The sequence below is a fragment of the Herbiconiux sp. genome, assembly GCF_004297105.1.
Lineage (GTDB): Bacteria > Actinomycetota > Actinomycetes > Actinomycetales > Microbacteriaceae > Herbiconiux.
This window is the reverse complement of sequence record NZ_SCVE01000018.1, coordinates 175,781-200,344: the sequence shown is the minus strand read 5'-3', so window position 1 is coordinate 200,344 and position 24,564 is coordinate 175,781. Positions and strand designations below refer to the sequence as shown.

Sequence of the window (24,564 nt, the reverse complement as noted above, 5' to 3'; positions counted from 1 at the left end):
GAAAGAGGTTCCACCATGACGATGACCGCCGAGCAGGCCGTCCGGTTCGCCGACGTGTTCGACAAGCTCACCGCCACTGTCGAGCAGACCCTTCACGGCAAGTCGCACGTCGTCCGGCTCGCTCTCACCGCACTGTTCAGCGAGGGCCACCTGCTGCTCGAAGACGCCCCGGGAACCGGCAAGACGAGCCTCGCCCGCGCCATCGCCGACAGCGTGCGCGGCACGAGCAACCGCATCCAGTTCACGCCTGATCTCCTCCCGGGCGACATCACCGGTGTCAGCGTCTTCGATCAGCGCACCGGTTCGTTCACGTTCCACCCCGGTCCGATCTTCGCGAACGTCGTGCTGGCGGATGAGATCAACCGCGCGAGCCCGAAAACCCAGGCCGCTCTGCTCGAGGTGATGGAGGAGGGGCGCGTCACGGTCGACGGCACCGGGCATCCCGTGGGTGAGCCGTTCATGGTGATCGCCACGCAGAACCCCATCGAGCAAGCAGGCACCTACCGTCTGCCGGAGGCGCAGCTCGACCGATTCCTCATCAAGACGTCGATCGGCTATCCCGACCACTCCACCACGCTGCGCATCCTCGCCGGTGCCACGGAGCGGGCGCACGGCGAGTCGCTGCCACCCGTCATCACGGCTGAGGGAGTGAGCCTCCTGGCCGCCGAAGCGCGCAGCGTGCACGTCGACCCCACGATCAACGACTACGTCTCGCGGCTCGTGCAGGCCACCCGGGATGTCGCGGAGACCCGTCTCGGCGCGAGCGTGCGCGCGGCGCTCGCCCTGATCCGCTCGTCGAAGACCTATGCGGCCTCGGCCGGCCGGCACTACGTGGTGCCCGATGACGTGAAGTCATTGGCAGGCCCCGTGCTCGCCCACCGTCTCGTGCTCGACCCCGAGGCCGAGTTCGACGGAGTGAGCGCCTTGGGGGTCATCTCGCAGATCCTCCTCGATGTCCCGCCCCCGGGCGACACCTCGGTGGCATGACCGAGCGCCGTCGCCCGCTCGTCACCGCGAGCGGCTGGGTCGTGGTGGTGATGGGGGTCGCCGGAGTCGTGGGCGGTCTCGTGTTCGGCTGGACCGAGTTGCTCGTGGCCGGTCTCTTCGCGGTCGTGCTGGCGCTCGTCGCGGCGACGTTCCTGGTGGGCCGCACGACGGGCACGATCGAGATCGAGGTGCGCGACCGGCACGTGGTGGCGGGCGACGTGGCGACGGTGGCGGTGCGTGTGGCGAACGAGTCTTCGCGTCGTCGGCGCGCCCGCCTCGCCGAGCTGGTGGTGGGCGACGGAGTCGAGTCCGTGCGGCTGCCTCCGCTCGCCGCGGGGGAGTCGCGTGACATCCTCGTCTCCGTGCCCACGGTGCACCGCGGCATCATCCCGCTCGGCCCGGTGACCGTGGTTCGCCGCGACCCCCTCGGACTCGCTCGCCGCGACTCGGTGCGCTCGGCCGCGGCGGAGCTGTACGTGCATCCGGCCACCGTCGCGCTCGCCCTCTCCGCCACGGGTCTGCTGCGCGACCTGGAGGGCATCCCCACCGCCGATCTCACCGACAGCGACATCTCGTTCCACGCGCTGCGCGCCTACATGCCCGGAGACGACCGGCGGCACATCCACTGGAAGAGTACGGCCAAGACCGGTGCGTTCCTGGTGCGGCAGTTCGAGCAGACGCGGCGCAGCCACCTCATCGTGCTGCAGTCGCTCGCCGAGGCCGACTACGCGGATGCGGCGGAATTCGAGCTCGCCGTGAGTGTCGTGGCCTCGATCGGCAGTCGCGCCATCGTCGACGGCTCGACGGTGTCGGTGTTCGCGGGTGAGCCTGCGCGCTCGTCGTCGCGGAATGCCGTCGGGCGCCGGTGGAGGTCGCTCCGCGCCGCACCAGGTGCTCCGGCGGGCGGGAACGGGACGCGTGCTCGGCCGGCGACGCGCGCGGCCGGGGCAGGGGCCGCGACCGCGGTCGCGGGAGCCGCGCCCTCGGGCCGGCTGAGGGTGCGCTCACCGCGTGATCTGCTCGACGACCTGAGCGGGGTGCAGGAATCACCGCGCGCGGCCCGGGTGAGCGCCGTGGCGCGGTCGGTGGGGGAATCCGCTCCGGATGCCTCGGTGGTCTTCATCGCGTGCGGCAGCACGGTGACCGCCCGCGACCTGCGAGCCGCGGCATCCCACTTCCCGATCGGTGTCGAGGTGGTGGCGGTGGTCGCCCTGCCCGAGGCCGAGGCCACGCTCGTGCGCATCGACTCGCTGCGCATCTCACGCATCGGTTACCTCGACGACCTGGTGCGGGTGCTCACCCGGGCGGCGGGGGTGTGATGGCACAGACACTCACGGCACGCGCGGGGGGCGCGATACCGCCCGTCGCGGCCCCCAGTACACCGCCGAGTTCGCCCGCTCGGCGGGGCGACGCGCCCGAGCGCCCACCGCTCGGCCGGCTGCTGCTCACGGGAGCGGTGCTCGAAGCACTGACTCTCGTCGCCGCCCTGACGTGGTGGCCGGTCTACGAGTCCAGAGCCTTCCTGCTGCTCGCCGTGATCACCGTCACGGCGGGTGCGCTACTCGGCATCGTCGCCGCGCGGGGCCGGTGGCCGGCTCCGGCCGTCGCGGTCTCCGTCGTGGTGCTCTGGCTCGTGCTCGGGGTTCCGCTCGCCGTGCCGACCAAGGCGCTCTGGGGCGTGCTCCCCACCCTGCCGGGGCTCGCCGATCTCGCGGTCACCACCGTCGCCGGCTGGCGGCAGCTGCTCACCATCGAGATCCCCGTGGGGGATTACCAGGCACTTCTCGTGCCCGTCTTCGTGCTTCTGCTGACGGCCTCGGTGATCGGCGTCAGCATCGGCTGCCGCGTCGCTCGGCCGGCGCTTCGTGTTCTGGCGGTCGTCCCGGCCGCCGGTGTGCTCGTCACGGGCCTCGCCTTCGGCGGATCGGAGGGCTTCGCGCCGCTTGTCGTGGGTGGGGGATTCGCGATCCTCGTGGTGACGTGGCTCGCACTGGCCGACTCCGAGTCGCGATTCCGATCGGGTCGGCGCAGCCGGCCGGCCACCGTGGCCGCGGCTGCCGGCGTGATCGCCGTGGCCCTCGTGGCCGCCGTGGCCGTCACGGCCGCGGTGCCCACGCCCGAGCGTTCCGCCCTCCGCGACACCGTGCAGCAGCCGTTCGAGCCCGGCGACTACGCCAGCCCGCTCGCCGGCTACCGTGCCTACCTCAAAGCACCGCAGGCCGACTCGGTGGTGCTCACCGTCACCGGTGCGCCGGCGGGCTCGCGACTCGTGGTGGCCCGTATGGACGACTACGACGGCGTCGTTTTCTCCGTCGGCGCAGCGGATGGCGCGGGTGCCCTGTTCGCCCGGGTGCCCGAGCGTCTCGCTGCGAACCAGGGCGGCAGCGCCGCATCCGTCACCACCCAGGTGGAGGTGGGCGACTACACAGGCGTCTGGGTGCCGACCCTCGGCGACCCGCTCCGTGTGAGCTTCACCGGCCCGGATGCGGCGGCCCTCCAGGATTCGCTCTACTACAGCTCGTTCCTCCGCACCGCGGCGACGACGCACGGGCTGACCGCGGGCGACGGCTACCAGCTCACCTCCGAGGTGGGGGATGCGACCGCGGGCGTGCCCGTCACCGCCTTGACGCCGGGCACCGGCACCGTCTCGCTCACCGCGCCGGGCGACGTACCGGATGCGGTCTCGTCGCGCGCGGCCGAGTGGGCGCCCGCCTCCGCCTCGCCGGGCGAGCGGCTCGCCGGGATCGTCGCCGGGCTCGCCGCCGGCTACGTCTCGAGCGGCCTGGAGGGGGAGGTCTTCAGTCGTTCCGGACACGGCTCCGATCGCATCCAGGAGCTGCTCACCGCCACGCCGATGGTCGGCGATGCCGAGCAGTACGCGACGGCCGGCGCCCTGCTCGCCGAAGCGGCGGGCTTCCCCGCCCGGGTCGCGCTCGGCTTCGTGATCCCCGACGGGGCGACCGTGGCGGGGGCGGGAGCGGAGTCCACGGCGTCCGGATCCGTCGACCTGCACGGCCGCGATGCCACCGCGTGGGTGGAGGTATACACGGCCGAGTCCGGCTGGGTGGCCCTCGACGTGACCCCGGAGCCGCGTCCCATCCCCGAGAAGCCGATCACCGATGACAGCACCGCGGTGCAGCCGCCCCAGGTGGTGCCTCCGGCCGCCGACGACCTCGGTGATCAGGTGCAATCGGCTCCGCTGCAGCAGGACGATCAGAACGAGACACCCGACGGTGCGCTGCTCGCCACTCTGCTGCGCATTGCCGCGATCGCCGGAATCGTGCTCGCGGTGCTCGCGATCGTCCTGGCACCCTTCCTCACGGTGATCGTGCTGAAGAGCCGACGCCGCGCCCGCCGTCGTGAACGCGGCAGCCCGCGCGAGCGCGCCGCCGGCAGCTGGGCGGAACTGGTCGACGCCGCTCGCGACGCCGACCTGGCTCCGCCGCGCAATGCGACCCGTCGCGAGGCGGCCCGGGCGATCGGCGGGCTGAGCTCGGTTCAGCTCGCGGATCGCGTCGACGGCGCCCTCTACTCGCCCGATCCGCCCGACGAGGGTCAGCTCGCCGTGCTGTGGGCCACGAGCGACGAGGAGCGTCGCCGGCTGCACGGTGACCGTGGCTGGTTCGCCCGCCTGCGTGCGCGCGTGTCGCCGCGCTCGCTCCGCGACCCCGGGCACCGCACCTATCATGGGGTGAGCGAGACGAAGAGGCGGTAGAACCGGTGAAGTGCAGAACCTGCGGCACCACGCTGACGGCCGGAGCCGTCTTGTGCGGGGAGTGCGGTACATCCGCCATCACACCGCGTCCCACTCTGGGTGACACCGCGCGGTACGACCGCAAGGCGCTTCTCGACGCGATCGCGAACGAGTCCCGTCCGGCCGACGCCGCCGGTTCCGGCAGAGCCGTCGAACCCGCTCCCAAGCCCGCCGAGCGCCCGCGCCCGCTGTTCAGCCTCGTCTTCAGCACGGGCGAGAGCATCCGGGTGTCCGGATCGGGCCTCGTGGGCCGCAACCCCGCCCCGCGCGAGGGCGAGCGGGTCGATTACCTCGTACAGCTCATCGATCCCGCCCGGAGCGTCTCGAAGACGCACCTCGAGTTCGGCGTCGACGACGGCAGCCTGTGGATCGCCGACCGCGGCTCCTCGAACGGAACCCGCCTCGGCCTCGACCTGCTGCAGCCGATCGAGCTGGAGCCGGGAGTGCGAACCGTCGTGCCGCGCGGAACCCGGGTAGGCATCGGCGACGCGTTCTTCGACGTGCACTGAACCGACTGTCCGCACCGAATCGCCTGATTCGCAGACGAAAACCAATGCTCCCACCGGCCGGGGCCACCGATTTCGTAAAGTTTATGTTTCAAGACGGTGTTTTTCGTTGCCGTCACTGTTCTCGCAGTCATCCGCTGTGCCAGTATCGGATTCACTTCGTTTCCCGGCGCGACCAGTGAAGAGGATGACTCGTGACACCACCACAAGACCCGATGATCCTGCAGGCGATCCGTCACTCCCAGGCCCTGCAGCGCGCACGGTCGCTCCAGCTCAGCCGTCGCGGTCTCTTCGGCGCCGCGGGGATCGGCGCCACGGCGCTCGCCCTGGCCGCCTGCTCCTCCGACCAGAAGTCACTCACCCCGGCGAAAGACGTGTCGGCCACGGAGAAGACGCTCACCTGGGACAACTGGCCCTCGTACATGGATGAAGACGACAGCGGCAACTACCCGACGCTCATGGGCTTCGAAGACGAGTCGGGCATCACGGTCACGTACAACGTGAGCGTCGACGACAACAACAGCTACTACGCGAAGGTCAAAGACCAGCTGGCGCTCGGCCAGGACATCGGCGCCGACACCGTGTGCCTCACCGACTGGATGGTGGCACGCCTGGTGCGCCAGGGGTACCTGCAGGAGCTCGATCACGCCAACATCCCGAACATCTCCAACCTCAGTCCGTCGTTCGCGAACCCCGACTTCGACGAGGGCCGCAAGATGTCGTTGCCGTGGCAGGGCGGCTTCGCCGGGATCTGCTGGAACAAGGAGAAGGTGCCGAACGGCCTGACGAGCGTCGACGAGCTGTGGGACACGGCGCTCAAGGGCCGCGTCGGCGTGCTCTCCGAGATGCGCGACACCATGGGGCTCATCATGCTGAGCCAGGGCACCGACATCACGGGTGAGTGGGGCGACGATCAGTTCGCGAACGCGATGGACGCGTTCACCGAGCAGGTCACCAACGGCCAGATCCGCAACATCAAGGGCAACGCCTACCTCAACGACCTCCAGTCGGAGGACACCTACGCGGCCATCTGCTGGTCGGGCGACATCACCTCGCTGAACGCCACGGCGGGCGACAAGTGGGAGTTCGCGATCCCGGATGCGGGCGGCACGCTCTGGAACGACACGTTCATCGTTCCCATGGGCGCGACGCACAAGGCCAACGCCGAGGCCGTCATGAACTACTACTACGAGCCCGAGGTGGCCGCCGAGCTCGCCGCCTGGGTCAACTACGTCACGCCGGTGGTGGGTGCGAAGGAGGCGATGGATGCCATCGATCCCGAGCTCGCCGCGAACCAGCTGATCTTCCCCGACGACGACACGCTCTCCACGGTGCACGTGTTCCGCACGCTCACGCCGCAGGAGGAGAACGACTACCAGGCCCAGTTCCAGAAGGTTCTGTTGGGCAGCTGATGGCCGCATCCACTGCTTCGTTCGCCGAGAGCGGCGCCGACCTCGAGCTGGTCGGCATCACCAAGCGCTTCCCCGGCTTCACCGCCATCGAATCGCTCGACCTGTCGATCCCGGCCGGCTCGTTCTTCGCCCTTCTCGGCCCCTCAGGGTGCGGCAAGACCACCACGCTGCGACTCGTGGCCGGACTCGAGGAGCCGACCGCGGGGCAGATCCTCATCGGCGGCAAGGACGTCACCGACACCAAGCCGTTCCAGCGGCCCGTCAACACGGTGTTCCAGTCGTACGCGCTCTTCCCGCACATGACGATCCTCGAGAACGTGGCCTTCGGGCTGCGGCGGCGCAAACTGCCGGATCCCGTGGGCAAGGCGCACGAGGCTCTCAAGCTCGTGGAGCTCGACCACCTCGCCTCCCGCCGGCCCGCCCAGCTCTCGGGCGGGCAGCAGCAGCGCGTGGCGCTGGCCCGCGCGATCGTGAACCGCCCGGCGCTCCTGCTGCTCGACGAGCCGCTCGGCGCCCTCGACCTGAAGCTGCGGCGGCAGATGCAGCTCGAGCTGAAGACCATCCAGACCGAGGTGGGCCTCACGTTCCTGCACGTCACGCACGACCAGGAGGAGGCCATGACCATGGCCGACACCGTGGCCGTGATGAACAAGGGCAAGATCGAGCAGATGGGTGCCCCCGAGCAGCTCTACGAGCTGCCGAGAACTGCCTTCGTGGCCAACTTCCTCGGACAGTCGAACCTCTTCACCGGGCCGGTCGTCTCCTCGACCGCCGACGCCATCACGGTCGACGTCGCCGGGGTGCCGATCGTGGTGCCGCGCACGCGCGCCCAGCGGCACGCCGGCGAGGTCGCGATCGGTGTGCGGCCCGAGAAGCTCACCCTCTTCACGGAGGCTCCCGCGCCCGCGGCGGGCCGTAACATCCTCGGTCCCGGTCGGGTGACGGATGTCTCGTTCAGCGGTGTGAGCACCCAGTACCTCATCGAGGTGCCCGGCATCGGAGAGCTCGTGGTGTTCGCGCAGAACATGGTGTTCGGTCCGGTGGCCACGGTGGGCACCGAGGCCTGGGTGTCGTGGAACGCGGATCACGGGTTCGGGCTCGACGACGATCCGGTCGACATTCCCCGCTCAGTGCTTTCTCCTGTCGGGCCGGGTGACTCGACCGAGTCGATCGCCATTCAGCGCCGCATCGCGCTCGAAGAAGAGCTCGAACAGGCCTAGGGGCGCATCCGATGGCCTTCACCGCCTTCTCCTCGCAGGCCGCCGTCGAACAGGCGCCGCGCAAGCGCAGCTTCATCGCGCTCGTGCTGCTGCTGCCCGGCATCGCCTACCTGCTGCTGTTCTTCCTGGCGCCGCTCATCTCCCTCGTCATCACGTCGTTCCAGGCGCCCGATCTGTACGGCGACATCGGGGACTACGTCACGGCGTTCCGGTGGGAGAACTACACCGATGCGATCGGGGAGTACTGGCCGCTCATCCTGCGCGCCTTCGGATTCGCGGTGGTCGCCACCGTGCTGGCGCTCGTGATCAGCTACCCGATCGCCTACTTCATCGGGGTGAAGGCCCGGCGCTGGCCGCTGCTGCAGAGCCTGATGCTGACGCTCGTGATCGCTCCGTTCTTCATCAGCTTCCTGCTGCGCACGCTGGCGTGGAAGCAGATCATGTCGGATGAGGGGCCGATCGTGCAGTTCCTCAAGTCGGTCGCGATCCTGCCCTCCGACGGGCACCTCACGGGCACCACGTTCTCGGTGATCTTCGGTCTCACCTACAACTTCATCCCGTTCATGACACTGCCGCTCTACGCGACGCTCGAACGGCTCGATGTGCGGTACCTCGAGGCGGGTGCCGACCTGTACGCGAGTCCGTGGACCACGTTCCGCAAGGTCACGATCCCGCTCTCGATGCCGGGCATCGTGTCGGGCACGCTGCTCACGTTCATCCCGGCGGCCGGCGACTACATCAACGCGAGCCGCGACTTCCTCGGCTCCACGTCGACGGCGATGGTGGGCAATGCGATCGAGGCGAACTTCCTCGTGTTGCAGAACTATCCGGCGGCGGCGGCGCTGTCGATCGTGCTGATGGCGGTGATCCTCGTGATCGTGGGGCTGTACGTGCGGCGCGCGGGAACGGAGGACCTGATATGAGCGGCGTCACGCCCGCACGGGGGCTCGATGAGGCGATGTTCGATGCGGGGCCCGCATCCGGTTCCCCCTCCCGGCCGGGTCGGCGCATCCGGTTCCGTGGGCTCGGGCTGCCGATCTACACGGTGCTCGCGTTGCTGTTCCTGCTCATCCCGATCGCATACACGTTCGTGTTCTCGTTCAACGATTCGGGCAAGCTCAACATCGCCTGGCAGGGCTTCACGTTCGACAAGTGGACCTCGGTGTGCTCGGTGCAGGGGCTGTGCGAGTCGTTCGGCAACAGCATCATCGTGGGGCTGACGGCGACGGTGCTCGCCACGGCGCTCGGAACACTCATCGCGATCGCCCTGGTGCGCTATCGGTTCAAGGCGCGGTCGGCCATCAGTCTTCTGCTCTTCCTGCCGATGGCCACGCCCGAGGTGGTGCTGGGTGCGGGGCTCGCAGCGCAGTTCCTCACGCTCGGCACGGAGAAGGGGCTGCTGACGATCATCCTGGCGCACACGATGTTCTGCATCAGCTTCGTGGTGGTGACGGTGAAGGCGCGGGTGGCGTCGCTCGACCCGGCGCTCGAAGAGGCCGGGCGCGACCTGTACGGGTCGCCGTCACAGGTGTTCTGGCGCATCACGTTCCCGCTGCTGCTGCCGGGGATCGCTGCGGCCGCGCTGCTCTCGTTCGCCCTGAGCTTCGACGACTTCATCATCACGAACTTCAACTCGGGCTCGGTGGACACCTTCCCGAAGTTCATCTACATCGCGGCGGCCCGTGGCATCCCGGCCCAGGTGAACGTGATCGCCTCGGCGGTGTTCCTGCTCGCGCTCGTGCTGGTGGTGGTGGCCCAGGTCTCCCGTGCGGCCCGAGCCAAGCGGTTGGCCAAGCTCCTGCCCTGACGCACTCTCCGACTTGCCACAAGTTGTGGCAAGTCGCCGCGGGTTGCCACATGTTGTGGCAAGTCGCTGAGCGCGCGGGCAGGCGGGTGCCGCGCGCGAGCACGTGTGCGGATCGAGTTGCCACTTGTTGTGGGTGTGGCGGGTTGGTTGCCACAAGTTGTGGCAAGTCGCCGTGCCCGCGGGCCGGCAGGTGCCGCGCGCGAGCACGTGTGCGGATCGAGTTGCCTCTTGTTGTGGGTGTGGCGGGTTGGTTGCCACAAGTTGTGGCAAGTCGCTGAGCGCGCGGGCCGGTTACTGCCGCACGCGAGCACGTCGGCGGATCGAGTTGCCTCTTCTTGTGGGTGTGGCGGGTTGGTTGCCACATGTTGTGGCAAGTCGCTGAGCGTGCGGGCCGGTTACTGCCGCACGCGAGCACGTCGGCGGATCGACTTGCCTCTTCTTGTGGGTGTGGCGGGTTGGTTGCCACAAGTTGTGGCAAGTCGCTGAGCGCGCGGGCCGGCAGGGTGGCTCGGCAGTGCGCGCGTGTCCGCAGAACGAGTTGCCGCTCGTTGTGGGTGTGGCGGCCGACTTGCCACAAGTTGTGGCAAGTCGCGGCGGGTTAGAGGGTGGGGGAGACGCGGATGCGGCCCACGGCCTCGGCGCCGCCGAAGATCGTGAGGTCGAGGTACTCCGTGAGGTCGTCGACCTGCGGTGCCGTGAGCGATCCGTGTCGGGCCAAGAGGGTGAGCGCCACCAGCGAAGCCGCGCGCAGGCTGCCGTCGAGCATCTTCAGGGCTACGGATGCGCCGTCCGGCGTGGCCATCACCATCACGCCCTCCGCGCCGAGCTTCGCCACCACGCCGAGACGCTCGATCACCACCGTGTTCGCGCGGCCGGGGCCGTCGATGGCCCAGCCGTTCGCCAGGATGCTGTCGGTGAGCCACTTCGCCGCGCCCGAGTCGGCCCGGCGGATGCGGCCGATGCCCCGCGCCAGGGCGGTGAGGGTGAGCGCGTGAACAGGTGCGCCGCATCCGTCGATCCCCGAGTGCGCCACCGGCTCACCCGTCTCCCGCTCCACCACCGCGAGGATTCGCTGCTGCAGCGGGTGCGCGGGGTGGAGGTAGCTCGCGGTGTCCCAGCCGTTCTCGACGCAGGCGAGCAGCATGGCCGCGTGCTTGCCCGAGCAGTTCATGTACAGGCGTTCGCGGTGACCGTGCGCGCGGATGACGCCGTCGCGCGCCGCCGAGTCGCCCGGCCAGTCGGCGGGGCACCCCAGCGCGTCGGCGGTGAGGCCGGCGCGGGCGAGGATCGACTCGACCACCTCGATGTGCGCGGGCGTCGCCGCGTGGCTCGCTGTGGCGAGCACCGTCTGCACCGGATCGAGCTCGACGCCCGACTCGAGCACGGTGAGGGCCTGGAACGGCTTCATGCACGAGCGGGGATACACCGGCAGGCCGGGGGAGCCGACGCTGATCGCCACCTCGCCCCGCGCATCCAGCACCACGGCCGAGCCGATGTGGCGCGACTCCACGAACCCGCTGCGGTCGACGACCGCGAGCTCGACCGACTCGCCCACGGAGGCCGTCCCGGCCTCGCCCTGCTCGCTCACCACAACGGCATCCTCGCGCTGGCGCCCGAAATCGACGGAGTCTCTGCGGATGCGCGGCGAACGACGGAGCCTGACCCCGTCGTCTCCCCGGAGGTCCGTCGTCTCGCGACATCGGATGCGCCGACCAGGTCGCCGCCACTCGATCGCCGATGCTGCAAACGACGGAGTTCTGGTCGGTGGCGAGCGAACGACGGAGCCTGGCGCCGTCGTTCTCCTCGAACGCCGTCGTTCGCCGGTGGAGTGTCGAGCGCGACCACCACGGCGTCGCTCAGCTCGCGAGCGAGGCGAAGGCCTCGTCGATCACCGAGAGCGCGTCGGTGAGCAGCTCGTCGCTCACGGCGAGGCTCGGCAGGAAGCGCAGCACGTTGCCGTAGGTGCCCGCGGTCAGCACGAGAACACCGCGCTGAGCCGCGTAGGCGGCGATCGCGTTCACGGCTTCGGCGTGCGGCGTCTTCGTGGTGGCTCCGGTGCCGGGCTCCACGAGTTCGATGGCCACCATCGCGCCGATGCCGCGCACGTCGCCGATGATGTCGTACTTCTCCTGGAGCTCGAGCAGGCCGGCGGTGAGCGTCTGCTCGATGCGCTTCGCCTCGTCGAGCAGCGAGTTCTTCTCGATCTGCTCGAACACCGCGATGGCCGCAGCTGCCGCGACCGGGTTGCCGCCGAAGGTGCCGCCGAGGCCGCCGGGCTGGGCGGAGTCCATGATGGTGGCCCGGCCCGTGACGCCCGCGAGGGGCAGACCGCCCGCGATGCCCTTGGCGCTCAGCACCATGTCGGGCACGAGGCCGAAGTGCTCGCTGGCGAAGTACGCACCCGTGCGGGCCATGCCGCTCTGGATCTCGTCGGCGATGAACACGATGCCGTTCGACGTGCACCACTCCTGGAGGGCCGTCAGGAATCCGTCGGCCGGAACCACGAATCCACCCTCACCCTGGATCGGCTCCACCACGAGGCAGGCCAGATCGGATGCTCCCACCGTCTTCTCGAGGTAGTTGATGGTGCGTGCCGCCGCCTCGGTACCCGACAGTCCGTCGTGGTACGGGTAGGAGTTGGGGGCGCGGTAGACATCGCCGGCGAACGGCCCGAACCCGGTGGAGTAGGGCGCGGCCTTGTAGTTCATGGCCATCGTGAGGTTCGTGCGGCCGTGGTAGGCGTGCTCGAGCACCGCGATGCCGTTGCGGCCCGTGTGCTTGCGGGCGATCTTGACGCCGTTCTCCACGGCTTCTGCGCCGGAGTTCACCAGCACGGTGCGCTTCGCGAAGTCGCCGGGGGTGTGCTCGGCGAGCAACTCGGCCACCCGCACGTACTCCTCGTAGGGAGTGATGGTGAAGAGGGTGTGCACCACGTCGTGCAGCTGAGCGGCCGCAGCGGCCACGACGGCCGACTCGGTGTGGCCGACGGTGGTGACGCCGATACCCGCGCCCAGGTCGATGAACTGGTTGCCGTCGACATCGACGAGGATGCCGCCGTTCGCCTTCGCGATGTACACCGGGAGGGCGCTCGACACCCCGGGCGGCACGACCGCCACACGTCGCTGGTGCAGCTCCTGCGATTTCGGGCCGGGGATCGCGGTGACGATCTTCCGTTCCTGGGGAATCGAGTAAACAGGGGCGGCGACGGGTGCGTCGGTGGTGTCAGTCATAGTCCTAGAAGTTTAGGCCAGGGCTGCTCCGGGCGGCGTTAGCATGGCGGGGTGAACCATGAGCATCACTACAGGGTGGATGTCGCCTGGCTTGGCAATCGAGGCACCGGCACGAGCGGCTACCGCGACTACGGTCGGCAGAGCGCGGTGACGGCGGCCGGGAAGCACGGCATCGAGGCATCCGCCGACAAGCCGTTCCGCGGCGACGCCGATCGCTGGAACCCCGAGGAGCTGCTGCTCGCAGCCCTCGCCGAGTGCCACATGCTCTCCTTCCTGCATGTTGCGGTGACGCATGGCGTGGTGGTCACCGACTATTCGGATGCCGCAGAGGGCACGATGGAGCAGATCGGCGACGGGGGCCGATTCACCGACGTGCTGCTCAAGCCGGTGGTGACCCTCGCCGAGCCGATCGACCCCGCGCTGTTCGAGACCCTGCATCGCGAGGCCTCCGAGAAGTGCTTCATCGCGAACTCGGTGAACTTCCCGGTGCGCCACGAGCCGCGGGCGGTGCTGGGTGCCGACATCGGCACTGCCGCCGATCCCGTCGCCTGAACCGGTTCTGCCCACGCCGATGCACGCCGCCGACGCCGTCGTGGTCGATCTCTTCGTGATCGGCCGCACACTCCGCGGCAGCGCGGGCCAGGCCTTCTCCGAGCGAGTGCTCCAGCTCTACGACGACCTGCGCGGCCCCGGATCCGTGCCGTTCACGGCTCTCCGCCGCACGGTCGAGCTGACTGTCGTCGCGGTGACGAGAGCTGCACCCGTCTCGCTCGAGGTGTCGATCGCCGACCCGGTCTTCGGGGGAGTGCCGCACCCCGATCGGCACGGCGGCCGAGCGGATGCGGGCATCCGCATCGATCTCGACGACCTCGAGGGGGTGGCTCCGCTCGTGGGGCCGCCGCACCTCGACCTCTCGCGGGCGGCCGTGCTGAGCGTGGAGAGCCCGGGCGCGGTTGTGGTGGTGCCGCACGTGCTGGAGTCCTGAGCGGCCCTCGGCCTCCGGCATCAGGTCAGACGCGCCCGCGTCTCGAGCAGGATGACGGCGCTCAGTTGCGTCGAGAGCGCCGTCACGGGTGGCGCCGGGCGTGACCAGTCGTCACCGACCCGGAGCGAGCCGGTGCGCGCCCGCTCGGCCCACACGAGGTCGGCGCCCCGGCGGATGAAGCGGCGTGCGGCCTCGACCGGGGCAGCCGCGTCGCCGCCAGACGTGATCCCCGCCGCATCCGAACGTTCGATCAGCTGGCCCAGATAGCGCACGAAGACGCCCTTGAAGAGCCCGATGTCGCCTCCACCGCGGGCATGGAGATCGGCGTTCTCTCCCGCGATGACGCCGTCCGGTGCAAGCCGTGCCAGCGTGGCGCTCGCGGTGCGAAGAGCTCGCGAGAGGGGAGCGGTCTCGCCCGACCTGGCGTGTGATGCCACCAGAGCGCCGATGTACAGCCCCTGGTTGTAGCTGAACAGCCATTCATCGTCGACCCGGCCGTCGCCCAGCCGGTTCACGCCGTCGGCCACGAGCCCGTCGGGCCGCACGAGCCGGGCCTCCAACCAGGCCAGTGACTCGCGGGCGGCCTCGTCGTACTCGGCCGAGTCCGTCAGCCGTGCGAGCAGCGCCGACGCGATCGCGAAGGCGCCGGTGCTCGGGGCGTTCTTGTAGTCGAGCTGCGAGCGGCGCCAGGCCATGCTCGGCCCCTCGAGATCGTTCCAGCCCGATCGGCGGATGTCGCCCCAGAGCTCGATGGCGTCATCCAGTCGCGGCCCCCGCCCCGAGGCCTCGTGCAGCCGCAGCAACGCGATCGTGAGCCAGCCCATGTCGTCGAAGTAGTCGTTCTCGAGCCGGCCGCCGTTGCGGCGACGCAGACGGGCCAGCACCCGCTCGGCGTCGGCGAGCCAGTACTCGTCGCCGCTCCGCTCGAAGGCATCGACCCGCGCCTCGATCAGGTGGGCGAACCACCAGTAGTTGAACGCGAAGGGGCGCACACTCAGCGGGCGGGAGCCGTTGCGGTATCGGAGCCGGGCGAAACGCGTGCCGAAGTCGTCACTCAGAGCACGCTGCGCGGTGTCGGCCCGCGCCGGCCAGTCGGCCGCATCCTGTGTCACGCGCCCACCCTACGCGCGGGCCCCCTCGCGGCGCACCCGTCTCGCGTTCCGTCGCCGGATGCACTTGACTGAGGCCATGGCAGAGTCGATGACGAGACAGCAACGGTTCGTGCTGGTCGTGGCGATCCTCTCCGCGTTCGTGTCGTTCCTCGACGCCACCGTGATCAACGTCGCGCTGCCCGCTATCAGCCGCGACCTCGGCGGCGCCCTGTCGACGCAGCAGTGGGTGGTGGACGCGTACCTCATCACCCTCGGCGCCGTCATCCTTCTCGCGGGATCGCTCTCCGACGTGTTCGGCCGCAAGAAGGTACTGTTCGCGGGCCTGATCGGCTTCGGTGTGACGTCGCTGCTCTGCGCTTTCGCGCCCACCGTCGAGTTCCTCATCGTCTCGCGGGCGCTGCAGGGCATCGCGGGGGCGCTGCTCGTGCCGTCGTCGCTCGCGATCATCCTCGCGAATTTCACAGGCCCCGCGCAGGGCCGCGCGATCGGAACCTGGACGGCGTTCACGAGTGTCGCGAACATCGCCGGCCCCATCCTCGGCGGCGTTCTCGTCGACCAGCTCTCCTGGCGCTACGTCTTCGGCATCAACGTGTTGCCGATCGCCATCACCCTCATCCTCCTCACGAAGCTCGAGGCCGACCATCCGCGACTCCCGGGGGTGACGATCGACTGGGTGGGGGCGGTGCTCGGCATCCTCGGCCTCGGTCTGCCCGTGTTCGCGCTGATCGAGCAGTCGAACTTCGGCTGGGGGTCGCCGGTGGTGCTCGTTCCGCTCGTCGTGGGCATCCTGGCGCTCGCCGGATTCATCGTGAACGAGCGCCTCACCCGCCAGCCGATGCTGCCGCTCACGCTGTTCCGGGTGCGCAACTTCTGGGTGGGCAATGTGTCGACGTTCCTCATCTACGGTGCGCTCTCGCTCGGGTTCTTCAGCCTCGCGGTCTTCCTGCAACAGGTTGCGGGGTACAGCGCCACTCAGGCGGGCTTCGCGATGATCCCGACGAGCCTCCTGCTCATCGGTCTGTCGTCGCTGTTCGGCCGGCTGAGCGGGCGCATCGGTCCGCGCCTGTTCATGACGGTGGGGCCGTTCCTCGCGGGAACCGGGTTCCTGCTCATGCTGCGGATCGACGGCAGCGCCGACTACCTCACCCAGGTGCTGCCGGCCATCGTGGTGTTCGGGCTCGGCATGGCCATCACGGTCGCGCCGCTCACGGCCGCCATCCTCGGGGCCATCGACCCGGCACGATCGGGGATCGCCTCCGCGGTGAACAATGCGGTGTCGCGCGTCGCCGGTCTCATCGCGGTGGCATTCGCGAGCGTGATCGCGGGTTCCATCGTGCTCGATCTCGGCGGGTTCCACCGCGTGGCGATGGTGACGGCCGTGTTCTTCTTCGCCGGGGGCGCCGTGTCGCTGATCGGCATCCGCAACCCGCGGCACTCGGCTCCCACGGCGGCGGCCGGCTCCGATAAGCTCGGCACGTCACCCGAGTAGCCGGTGGGCTGTCCCGCCTTCGCTGTGACCAGAAGGCCGAGACGATCGTGCACGCTCCCGAGGAGCATCCTGGCGCAGAGCCCGCCCACCCCACGCAGTCAACCCGGCCCGGGGCATCCGACGCCGCTTCCTTACTCTCCGATGGTCGCCGCACCGCGTCGCCCCGCCGCCACGCCTACCGTGCCATCTTCGCCGTGCCCGGATCGGCCGCGTTCTTCGCCGCCGGCTGGCTCGGCCGTCTGCCGCGTTCGACGCTGAGCATCGGCTCGGTACTCCTCGTCGCCGGTGTCACCGGCAGCTACACGCTCGCCGCGGCCGTGGCCGGCGCACTCGTGCTCGGCACGGCGTTCGTGGGCCCCCTCTGGTCGCGCGCCATGGACCGCTGGGGCCAGCGCCCCGTGCTGGCCGCCGGCCTCGTGAGCTCCACGCTGCTGGCCCTCGCCTTCGTGGGGGCGGTGCTGGGGGGCTTACCGGAAGGGATGTGGTTCCCCCTCGCCTTCCTCGTGGGCGGCACGGCCCTCGATGTCGGTTCGGCCACCCGAGCGCGCTGGTCGGCCCTGCTGCCCGACGAAGGGCGCCGGCACACCGCGTTCTCGGTCGAATCCGTGGCCGACGAATCGGTGTTCGTGATCGGTCCGCCGGTCGTCACCATCCTCGCCGCAGCCATCGACCCCGCTCTCGGTTTCGCGGTGGGGCTCGTCTTCGGCATCGTGGGCCAGGGCGCGCTCATCGCACTTCGGCGCACGACGCCGGCCGTGCATCCGGATGCCCGTCCCGATCGCGCGCCGTTCCTGCGCCGTATCCCGTCGGGGCTCATGGGCTCGCTGCCGGTGTTCTTCGGTGTCGGCGCGGTGTTCGGCTCCCTCGACCTGACCGCCGTGGCCTTCTCGGCCGAGCAGGGGCAGCCGGCCGCCGCGGGGATCGTGCTGGCCTTGTTCGCGCTCGGCAGCGTGATCTCGGGCCTTGCCTTCGGTGCGCTCCGGCTGCGCGCCCCGCTCGTGCTGCGGGTCGGGGTGTCGGCGGTGGTCTACGGCCTTCTCGTTCCGGTGGTGGCGTTCATGCCGAGCCTGCCGGCGATCGGTGCCGTTCTGCTGGTGGCCGGGTTCGCCACCACGCCGCTGCTGATCTCCGGCATGGCGCTCGTCGAGAGCCGGGTCCACCGCTCCCGGCTCACCGAAGCGCTGGCCTGGCCGTCGACCGCGCTCAGCATCGGCGTCACCGTGGGGTCGGCTCTGGCCGGTATCGTGATCGACGAGGTCTCCGCCCGAGGAGGCTTCGGGATCACTGCCGCCGGCGCCGTGTTCGTGGGCGTGTGCGGTCTCATCACGCTTGTGTCACATCGTTTGCGCTCTCAGCCGGTCACCAGCTTGGACCAAGGCGACTGAGCAAGACTGACTCGCGATCCCCACGATTCCAACGAAGAGGACCCATGCGTTCAATCACGGCCGTCGCGGCCGCCGCCGTCGCGGCAACACTGCTTCTCGCGGGGTGCTCCTCGTCGGAGCCCACCGCCACCTCGACGCCCACCGCCGGTGCCGCGGGCTCCACCGAGTGCGCGAGCTCGGGCAGCGCATCCGACAGCGTCACCGTCACCGGTGACTTCGGTGCCGCCCCGACCACCGCCTTCCAGGGTCCGCTCACCGTCGACTCCACCCAGCGCACCATCGTCACCGAGGGCGACGGCGACAACGTCGAGTTCGGGTCGGTGGCCACCATCGACTTCACCATCTACAACGGCTCCTCGGGCGACAAGGTGTTCTCCACGCTCGATGAGGGCGGCACCCAGCTTCAGCTCACCGTCGACTCCACGCAGTACATCCCGGGCATCGTCGAGGCCGTGGCGTGTGCCCCGGTGGGCTCGCGTGTGGTCGCGGTCATCCCGCCGGCTGACGCGTTCGGCGACTCGGGCAACTCGTCGCTCGGCATCGCCGCGGGCGACACGCTCGTGATGGTGGCCGACATCGAGGGCATCATCCCCACCCGGGCCGAAGGCACCGACCAGCCCGCACAAGACGGTTTCCCGACCGTCACGCTCGCCGACGACGGAGCCCCCACCGTCTCCATCCCGGCCACCGACCCGCCCAGCACGCTGCAGGTCGAGACCCTCAAGAAGGGCGACGGAGCGGTCGTGGGCGACGGCGACAACGTCACCGTGCAGTACCAGGGTCTGATCTGGGGCAGCGGCACCATCTTCGATCAGAGCTGGGGCAACGGCGGTCCGCGCACCTTCCAGACCACCGGCGTCGTCAGCGGCTTCGCGGCCGCGATGGTCGGCCAGACCGTCGGGTCGCAGGTCGTCGTCGTGATCCCGCCCGACCAGGGCTACGGATCCGACGGCAACAGCTCGGCCGGCATCTCGGGCACCGACACGCTCGTCTTCGTGATCGACATCCTGGCCTCTGCCTCGGCCACCCAGACGGCAGGCTGATCCCACACAGAACCGGGTAACTACGCGAATCCGTGAGACCGAGGCCCTATACGGCGTCGGTCTCACGGATTCTCCTAGTTACGCCGGTAGTCCTCCCGCCGCCTGCGCTCGCGCAGGCGGAACGGCGGCGCGGATGGGAGGATGGCACCGTGAAACGCGTCATCATCCTCGGCTCCACCGGTTCCATCGGCGTTCAGGCGCTCGACGTCATCCGGGCCAACCCCGACAAGTTCGATGTGGTGGGTCTTGTGGCCGGCACGAACCGCGCGGCGCTCGACGCCCAGGCGGCCGAGTTCCACGTCGACGACACCGGGCTCGGTGAGCTCGATGCCGAGCAGATCGTGCGCGATGTCGAGGCCGACGTCGTGCTCAACGGCATCACGGGATCGGTCGGACTCGGTCCGACCCTCGCCGCTCTCGAGGCCGGCCGCACCCTCGCGCTCGCCAACAAGGAGAGCCTCATCGTGGGCGGCGACCTCGTGCGCGGGGCCGCGAAGCCCGGCCAGATCGTGCCCGTCGACTCCGAGCACTCGGCCATCGCGCAAGCCCTTCGCTCCGGAACCGCCGACGAGGTGGCGCGGCTCGTGCTCACCGCATCCGGGGGCCCGTTCCGTGGGCGCAGCCGTGCGGAGATGACGGATGTCACACCCCGCGAAGCCCTCGCACATCCCACCTGGGACATGGGCCTCGTGGTCACCACGAACTCGGCCACCCTCGTGAACAAGGGGCTCGAGGTGATCGAGGCGCACCTGCTGTTCGACGTGGCCTACGCCGACATCGAGGTGACGGTGCATCCGCAGTCGGTCGTGCACTCGATGGTGGAGTTCACGGATGGCTCCACCATCGCCCAGGCCTCGCCCCCCGACATGCGGCTGCCGATCGCCCTCGGCCTCGACTGGCCGGCGCGCGTGCCGGGGGTAGGCGCCCCCATCGACTGGACGGCCTCGCACTCGTGGACGTTCGCGCCGCTCGACGAGGTGGCCTTCCCGGCCGTCGCCCTGGCGAAGCAGGTGGGCCGTGCGGGGGGAAGCTACCCGGCGGTGTTCAACGCCGCCAACGAGCAGGCGGTGGCCGCGTTCCACGCGGGGAGAATCGGATTCCTCGACATCGTCGACACCGTGCAGCGGGTCGTCGACGCCCACGAGATGCCGGGGGAGACCGTGACTCGTGAGTCGCTCGCCGACGCGGAGTCGTGGGCTCGAGCGACGGCCGATCAGCTCATCGCCCACGCCTGACGGAGACCCCACATCCGGCGTTCAGCCAACGATCAGCGGCCTCATTCCGCGCCAGGGTAGTGTCCTGGTGTGGAAACGGTCTTGCAGTTCATTCTCGGCGTACTCATCATCGCCGTCGGCGTCGCCGTCTCCATCGGGCTCCACGAGGTGGGCCACCTCGTGCCCGCGAAACTCTTCGGCATCAAGGTCACCCAGTACATGGTGGGGTTCGGCCCCACCATCTTCTCGCGCAAGCGGGGAGAGACGGAGTACGGCCTGAAGGCCATCCCGTTCGGTGGCTACATCTCGATGATCGGCATGTTCCCGCCGCGTCGTAGCGGCGGCAAGGCGGTGGCGAACAGCACCGGTTTCTTCCAGTCGATGGTTCAGGATGCGCGTGCCCAGTCACAGCTCACCATCGGCACCGACGAAGACCGGGCCTTCTACCGCAAGCCGGTCTGGCAGCGCATCATCGTGATGCTCGGCGGCCCGTTCATGAACCTCGTGCTGGCCGTGGTGTTCTTCTCGATCGTGCTCGTGGGGTTCGGCACCGCGCAGAGTTCCACCACCGTCGGCAGCGTGTCGGCCTGTGTGCTGCCGGCCACGAGCGACCGGCAGGACTGCGAGGCGGGCGACGCCGCGTCGCCGGGCGCTGCGGCAGGACTGCAGCCGGGTGACAGGCTCGTGAGCATCGACGGCACCCCCATCACGAGTTGGGACCAGTCGACCGAGATCATCCGCGACTCCGCCGGAACCGCGCTACCCGTGGTGGTGGAGCGCGACGGCCAAGAGGTCACGCTCAGCATCACCCCGCTGCTCACCGAGCGGTACGTCACCGACGACACGGGTGCCGTCGTCACCAACGCCGATGGCACCAAGCAGACCCAGGAAGTGGGCTTCGTGGGCATCGGGGCCGCGAGCCAGCTGGTGCCCCAGCCCATCACCGCGGTGCTGCCCATGGTGGGCGAGAACATCGCCAGCACGGTGAACCTCGTGGTGAACCTCCCGCAGCGGCTCTACGACGTGGCGCAGGCCGCGTTCGGCTCGGGGGAGCGCGACATCAACGGGCCGATCAGCGTGGTGGGCGTCGGCCGGGTGGCCGGCGAGATCGCGTCGATCGACACGATCCCTCTCGCCTCCAAGGCCGCCAGCCTGCTCGGGCTCCTCGGTTCCCTGAACGTTGCGCTGCTCGTGATCAACCTCGTGCCGCTCACCCCGCTCGACGGCGGTCATGTGGCCGCGGCGATCTGGGAGGCCATCCGGCGCGGCTGGGCCAGGCTGTTCAAACGCAAGGATCCGGGGCCGGTCGACGCCGCCAAGCTCATGCCGTTGACGTTCGCCGTGGTCATCCTGTTCGGCGGAATGACGGCACTCCTCGTCTACGCCGACATCGTGAAGCCCATCAACGTCTTCGGCTGAGCCGCGGGCATCCGTCGGTTCGTCCCGGGCTATTCACCCTGCGCTGACCGCGTATCCAGACTGCGGTTCTAGACTGGATCCGTGCCTGCAATCAACCTGGGGATGCCCAAGCCCCCGCCCGAAACCCTCGCTCCGCGGCGCAAGTCCCGCCAGATCAAGGTGGGCAAGGTGCTCGTCGGGGGTGACGCCCCCGTGAGCGTGCAGTCGATGTGCACCACCCCCACGCCGAACATCAACGCGACGCTGCAGCAGATCGCCGAGCTCACGGCATCCGGTTGCGACATCGTGCGTGTGGCGGTGCCCTCGCGCGATGACGCCGAGGCGCTGCCGATCATTGCGAAGAAGTCGCAGATCCCGGTGATCGCCGACATCCATTTCCAGCCCAACTACGTGTACGCGGCAATCGATGCGGGGTGCGCGGCCGTTCGGGTGAACCCGGGCAACATCCGCAAGTTCGACGACCAGGTGGGCAAGATCGCCGCGGCGGCCAAGGCTGCCGGGGTGTCGATCCGCATCGGTGTGAACGCCGGTTCGCTCGAGCCGTCGCTGCTCGCCAAGTACGGCAAGGCCACCCCCGAGGCGCTCGTTGAGAGCGCCGTGTGGGAGGCGTCGCTGTTCGAGGAGCACGACTTCCACGACTTCAAGATCTCGGTGAAGCACAACGATCCGATCATCATGGTGAAGGCGTACCGGTTGCTCGCCGAGCGTGGCGACTGGCCGCTGCACCTCGGGGTCACCGAGGCGGGGCCGTCGTTCCAGGGCACCATCAAGAGCGCCACGGCGTTCGGCATCCTCCTGTCGGAGGGCATCGGCGACACCATCCGCGTCTCGCTGTCGGCGCCGCCTGCCGAAGAGGTGAAGGTGGGACTGCAGATCCTGCAGTCGCTGAACCTCCGTGAGCGCAAGCTCGAGATCGTGTCGTGCCCCTCGTGCGGGCGCGCGCAGGTCGACGTGTACTCGCTCGCGAACGCGGTGACCGACGGGCTCGAAGGCATGAGCGTGCCGCTGCGGGTTGCGGTGATGGGCTGTGTCGTGAACGGGCCCGGCGAGGCGCGCGAGGCCGACCTCGGTGTGGCCTCGGGCAACGGCAAGGGCCAGATCTTCGTGAAGGGCGAGGTGATCAAGACCGTGCCCGAGTCGGAGATCGTGGCCACGCTGATCGAGGAGGCCAACCGCCTCGCCGCCGAGATGCCGTCCGACGTCACCGGCAGCCCGCAGGTGGTCACCGCCTGATTTGGGCTCGTCGTGGCCAGAGGTGGCGGCGGAGCCGGATCATGCCCAGAATCGCGTCTTCGCAGCCCGGCCAATCGGTCGTGACCTGCGCATAGCTCAGACGGAGAACCTGGTAGCCCTGAGAGGTCAGCTCGCGGTCGCGGCGTCGGTCTTCTTCGAAGTCGGCCTTCCGGGAGTGCCATTCGTAGCCGTCCAGCTCGAGCACGAGCCGTTCGCCCACCACCAGATCGACCTTGCCGACACGTGGCAGGCGCACTTGGCTCCGCAGCCGTACTCGCCTGCTCCGGAGGGCGAGGCGTGTCTTGGTCTCCAACCCGGACTGTGCCGAGGGACCGACGAGGTCGAGGTAGGCGCGATACTTCGCCGGCAATGGCGCGAGCACATCCTGCAGAGCCGACAGGGTGGTGAGCTTGAGGTTGAGTGCTGAGTCCAGCGTGGCGATCGCTGACATCCGAGGTTGGCACCGGGTAGCGACTGCCAGGGCGGTGGTGAAGCAGTCGACAGCCTCCGTCGGGGTCGGCGCCCACCCCGGACGATGGACCGTGACGGAGCTCCGGGCCCCAAGTGGGCGGCCCCGATCCAGGGGAGAGCTGAGCCGGGCGTTGGTAGGCAGGACGCGCACGTGAACGCCATGGTCGTGATCGGTCCAGACGCGCGTGTGGCGGAGCACGGAGGTGCAGGTGAGTGCCCCGCCGACCCGCACGGCCGCCACCACGTCGGGGTCTGCCGCCGGAAGCGCGACCCAGCCTTGGCGCACGCGCCTGATGTCGCCGCGAGCGACAGCCGCTCGCAGCTCCCGCTCGTGCACGCCGTGCTCGTGCAGGAGGATGCGGGTGGCCGCAACGCCGCCGAGCGCGGCGAGGGTGGCAAGGAGCATCCGTCGATCGTGCCGTGCGGGTTACGCTCGACGCCCGGCGCGTCGTGATCTGTGGACGAATCCACGACCCCCTCCCGAGTGGAGTAGGGGAGCTTCGCTACTCTGGCTGCATGGCAGAGACGCATTACTTCGAGGATTTCGCGACCGGACAGGTGTTCGTCACCCCGGGCAAGACGGTCACCGAGACCGACCTCGTGATGTTCGCGGCGCTCACCAACGACAACAACCAGCTGCACACCGATGCGGAATTCGCGGCCGCCTCGAGATTCGGCCAGCGCATCGTGAACGGCCTCTACGGCGCATCCCTGGCGCTCGGCCTCATCGCCCGCACGGGCGTCTTCGAGGGCAGCTCCGTCGCGTTGCTCGGCATCGACGGCTGGCGCTTCGCGGCGCCGGTCTTCATCGGCGACACCCTCACCTGCACCGTGGAGATCCTGGGTCTGCGGCTCACCTCGTCGGGCACGACAGGCGTGGTCGAGCGGATGCTCACCCTCCGCAACCAGCACGGCGACGTGGTGCAGTCGGGCCGCATGGACATGCTCATGCTCACCCGCGCCGCCGCCTGATCGAGCGCCCTCGCCGCATCCGGGCGGCCTAGGTCCGGTTCGGAGATGAAGGCACGACGGGTGCCCCGAACCCGTCGTTGGTGCCATGATGCACCCGGGCAGTCACCAGCATGTAGGTCAGGGAGTGACGCACGGTGTCGTCCTGGAGGCCCTCTGCCGCACCCACACCTCCCACTCGCGTTCGAGCGCCTTGCTGAGCTCAGTCTTCCTCGCCATCGTCCCGATTCTCCGCGGCGTGCATTCTGCATCCGCCTTCGTGGAGAACCGTATTCATGATCGCCGTACAAGGCCGTGACGACACGGATGTCGTGCGCACTGCGCGCGA

General features: G+C 69.4%; 22 protein-coding genes. 18 read left to right on the top strand and 4 right to left on the bottom strand.

Going from position 1 to position 24,564, the window contains the following annotated elements:
* The first annotated feature begins 15 nt into the window (after nt 1-15).
* The 8 genes from EPO52_RS14540 (at nt 16) to EPO52_RS14505 (ending at nt 9,686) form a co-directional block, all read left to right on the top strand.
* On the top strand, nt 16-987 hold the full coding sequence (locus EPO52_RS14540) for a MoxR family ATPase (RefSeq protein WP_290807756.1): 972 nt from the start codon (nt 16-18) through the stop codon (nt 985-987).
* A complete protein-coding gene (locus EPO52_RS14535) occupies nt 984-2,306 on the top strand; it encodes a DUF58 domain-containing protein (protein ID WP_290807755.1) in 1,323 nt (440 codons plus the stop codon). Before EPO52_RS14540 ends, EPO52_RS14535 begins: the two co-directional genes overlap by 4 nt.
* A complete protein-coding gene (locus tag EPO52_RS14530) occupies nt 2,306-4,702 on the top strand; it encodes a transglutaminaseTgpA domain-containing protein (RefSeq protein ID WP_290807754.1) in 2,397 nt (798 codons plus the stop codon). The genes EPO52_RS14535 and EPO52_RS14530 overlap by 1 nt, the downstream gene beginning before the upstream one ends.
* A gap of 5 nt (nt 4,703-4,707) precedes the next feature.
* The gene (locus EPO52_RS14525; RefSeq protein WP_290807753.1) at nt 4,708-5,250 is read left to right on the top strand and encodes an FHA domain-containing protein; all 543 of its coding nucleotides are present in this window, start codon (nt 4,708-4,710) and stop codon (nt 5,248-5,250) included.
* Nucleotides 5,251-5,441: 191 nt separating this feature from the next.
* Nucleotides 5,442-6,659: a spermidine/putrescine ABC transporter substrate-binding protein gene (locus EPO52_RS14520; protein WP_363340466.1), complete on the top strand. Its 1,218-nt coding sequence runs from the start codon at nt 5,442-5,444 to the stop codon at nt 6,657-6,659.
* Entirely contained in the window at nt 6,659-7,879 is a 1,221-nt protein-coding gene (locus EPO52_RS14515) for an ABC transporter ATP-binding protein (protein ID WP_290807752.1), read from the top strand. The genes EPO52_RS14520 and EPO52_RS14515 overlap by 1 nt, the downstream gene beginning before the upstream one ends.
* 11 nt (nt 7,880-7,890) lie before the next feature.
* Nucleotides 7,891-8,802: an ABC transporter permease gene (locus EPO52_RS14510; RefSeq protein WP_290807750.1), complete on the top strand. Its 912-nt coding sequence runs from the start codon at nt 7,891-7,893 to the stop codon at nt 8,800-8,802.
* A complete protein-coding gene (locus EPO52_RS14505) occupies nt 8,799-9,686 on the top strand; it encodes an ABC transporter permease (protein WP_290807748.1) in 888 nt (295 codons plus the stop codon). The genes EPO52_RS14510 and EPO52_RS14505 overlap by 4 nt, the downstream gene beginning before the upstream one ends.
* 598 nt (nt 9,687-10,284) lie before the next feature.
* On the opposite strand, the gene EPO52_RS14500 is transcribed toward EPO52_RS14505, so the two are convergent.
* Both EPO52_RS14500 and gabT read right to left on the bottom strand, forming a co-directional pair.
* Nucleotides 10,285-11,274, bottom strand: coding sequence for an asparaginase (locus tag EPO52_RS14500; protein WP_290807746.1), 990 nt, complete (start codon nt 11,272-11,274; stop codon nt 10,285-10,287).
* 268 nt (nt 11,275-11,542) lie between these two features.
* Nucleotides 11,543-12,916 (bottom strand): 4-aminobutyrate--2-oxoglutarate transaminase, encoded by a 1,374-nt coding sequence (gabT, locus tag EPO52_RS14495; RefSeq protein WP_290807744.1) that lies wholly within the window; start codon nt 12,914-12,916, stop codon nt 11,543-11,545.
* Between the two features lie 51 nt (nt 12,917-12,967).
* On the opposite strand from gabT, the gene EPO52_RS14490 reads away from it, so the two are divergent.
* Both EPO52_RS14490 and EPO52_RS14485 read left to right on the top strand, forming a co-directional pair.
* Complete coding sequence (locus EPO52_RS14490) at nt 12,968-13,468, top strand: OsmC family protein (protein ID WP_290807742.1); 501 nt, start codon at nt 12,968-12,970, stop codon at nt 13,466-13,468.
* Nucleotides 13,431-13,901, top strand: a complete 471-nt coding sequence (locus EPO52_RS14485) for a hypothetical protein (RefSeq protein ID WP_290808277.1) — start codon at nt 13,431-13,433, stop codon at nt 13,899-13,901. The genes EPO52_RS14490 and EPO52_RS14485 overlap by 38 nt, the downstream gene beginning before the upstream one ends.
* Before the next feature lie 20 nt (nt 13,902-13,921).
* On the opposite strand, the gene EPO52_RS14480 is transcribed toward EPO52_RS14485, so the two are convergent.
* Nucleotides 13,922-15,013 (bottom strand): glycoside hydrolase family 76 protein, encoded by a 1,092-nt coding sequence (locus EPO52_RS14480; protein WP_290807740.1) that lies wholly within the window; start codon nt 15,011-15,013, stop codon nt 13,922-13,924.
* A gap of 76 nt (nt 15,014-15,089) precedes the next feature.
* Here EPO52_RS14480 and EPO52_RS14475 point away from each other — a divergent pair, with 76 nt between their 5' ends.
* The 6 genes from EPO52_RS14475 (at nt 15,090) to ispG (ending at nt 22,796) form a co-directional block, all read left to right on the top strand.
* The gene (locus EPO52_RS14475) at nt 15,090-16,502 is read left to right on the top strand and encodes an MFS transporter (protein ID WP_290807738.1); all 1,413 of its coding nucleotides are present in this window, start codon (nt 15,090-15,092) and stop codon (nt 16,500-16,502) included.
* A 47-nt stretch (nt 16,503-16,549) separates the two neighbouring features.
* Nucleotides 16,550-17,887, top strand: a complete 1,338-nt coding sequence (locus tag EPO52_RS14470) for an MFS transporter (protein ID WP_290807736.1) — start codon at nt 16,550-16,552, stop codon at nt 17,885-17,887.
* A gap of 44 nt (nt 17,888-17,931) precedes the next feature.
* Complete coding sequence (locus tag EPO52_RS14465; RefSeq protein WP_290807734.1) at nt 17,932-18,930, top strand: FKBP-type peptidyl-prolyl cis-trans isomerase; 999 nt, start codon at nt 17,932-17,934, stop codon at nt 18,928-18,930.
* A gap of 149 nt (nt 18,931-19,079) precedes the next feature.
* On the top strand, nt 19,080-20,165 hold the full coding sequence (locus tag EPO52_RS14460) for a 1-deoxy-D-xylulose-5-phosphate reductoisomerase (protein WP_290807732.1): 1,086 nt from the start codon (nt 19,080-19,082) through the stop codon (nt 20,163-20,165).
* A 69-nt stretch (nt 20,166-20,234) separates the two neighbouring features.
* Nucleotides 20,235-21,563, top strand: a complete 1,329-nt coding sequence (locus EPO52_RS14455; RefSeq protein WP_290807730.1) for a site-2 protease family protein — start codon at nt 20,235-20,237, stop codon at nt 21,561-21,563.
* Nucleotides 21,564-21,644: 81 nt separating this feature from the next.
* Nucleotides 21,645-22,796 (top strand): flavodoxin-dependent (E)-4-hydroxy-3-methylbut-2-enyl-diphosphate synthase, encoded by a 1,152-nt coding sequence (ispG, locus tag EPO52_RS14450; RefSeq protein WP_290807728.1) that lies wholly within the window; start codon nt 21,645-21,647, stop codon nt 22,794-22,796.
* On the opposite strand, the gene EPO52_RS14445 is transcribed toward ispG, so the two are convergent.
* Nucleotides 22,786-23,247 carry a DUF559 domain-containing protein gene (locus EPO52_RS14445; RefSeq protein ID WP_290807726.1) on the bottom strand — a complete coding sequence of 154 codons (462 nt, stop codon included), beginning with the start codon at nt 23,245-23,247 and terminating at the stop codon, nt 22,786-22,788. The genes ispG and EPO52_RS14445 overlap by 11 nt on opposite strands.
* 171 nt (nt 23,248-23,418) lie before the next feature.
* Here EPO52_RS14445 and EPO52_RS14440 point away from each other — a divergent pair, with 171 nt between their 5' ends.
* Nucleotides 23,419-23,721, top strand: a complete 303-nt coding sequence (locus tag EPO52_RS14440; protein ID WP_290807724.1) for a hypothetical protein — start codon at nt 23,419-23,421, stop codon at nt 23,719-23,721.
* A 62-nt stretch (nt 23,722-23,783) separates the two neighbouring features.
* The gene (locus tag EPO52_RS14435) at nt 23,784-24,239 is read left to right on the top strand and encodes a MaoC/PaaZ C-terminal domain-containing protein (RefSeq protein WP_290807722.1); all 456 of its coding nucleotides are present in this window, start codon (nt 23,784-23,786) and stop codon (nt 24,237-24,239) included.
* Nucleotides 24,240-24,564 lie beyond the last annotated feature (325 nt).

Bases quoted from the DNA above. Each gene is read 5' to 3' on its own strand.
- EPO52_RS14475 (WP_290807738.1), top strand. From the start codon at position 15,090: ATGGCAGAGTCGATGACGAGACAGCAACGGTTCGTGCTGGTCGTGGCG.
- gabT (WP_290807744.1), bottom strand. From the start codon at position 12,916: ATGACTGACACCACCGACGCACCCGTCGCCGCCCCTGTTTACTCGATT.
- EPO52_RS14465 (WP_290807734.1), top strand. From the start codon at position 17,932: ATGCGTTCAATCACGGCCGTCGCGGCCGCCGCCGTCGCGGCAACACTG.
- EPO52_RS14530 (WP_290807754.1), top strand. From the start codon at position 2,306: ATGGCACAGACACTCACGGCACGCGCGGGGGGCGCGATACCGCCCGTC.
- EPO52_RS14515 (WP_290807752.1), top strand. From the start codon at position 6,659: ATGGCCGCATCCACTGCTTCGTTCGCCGAGAGCGGCGCCGACCTCGAG.
- EPO52_RS14445 (WP_290807726.1), bottom strand. From the start codon at position 23,247: ATGTCAGCGATCGCCACGCTGGACTCAGCACTCAACCTCAAGCTCACC.
- EPO52_RS14535 (WP_290807755.1), top strand. From the start codon at position 984: ATGACCGAGCGCCGTCGCCCGCTCGTCACCGCGAGCGGCTGGGTCGTG.
- EPO52_RS14435 (WP_290807722.1), top strand. From the start codon at position 23,784: ATGGCAGAGACGCATTACTTCGAGGATTTCGCGACCGGACAGGTGTTC.
- EPO52_RS14505 (WP_290807748.1), top strand. From the start codon at position 8,799: ATGAGCGGCGTCACGCCCGCACGGGGGCTCGATGAGGCGATGTTCGAT.
- EPO52_RS14510 (WP_290807750.1), top strand. From the start codon at position 7,891: ATGGCCTTCACCGCCTTCTCCTCGCAGGCCGCCGTCGAACAGGCGCCG.
- EPO52_RS14540 (WP_290807756.1), top strand. From the start codon at position 16: ATGACGATGACCGCCGAGCAGGCCGTCCGGTTCGCCGACGTGTTCGAC.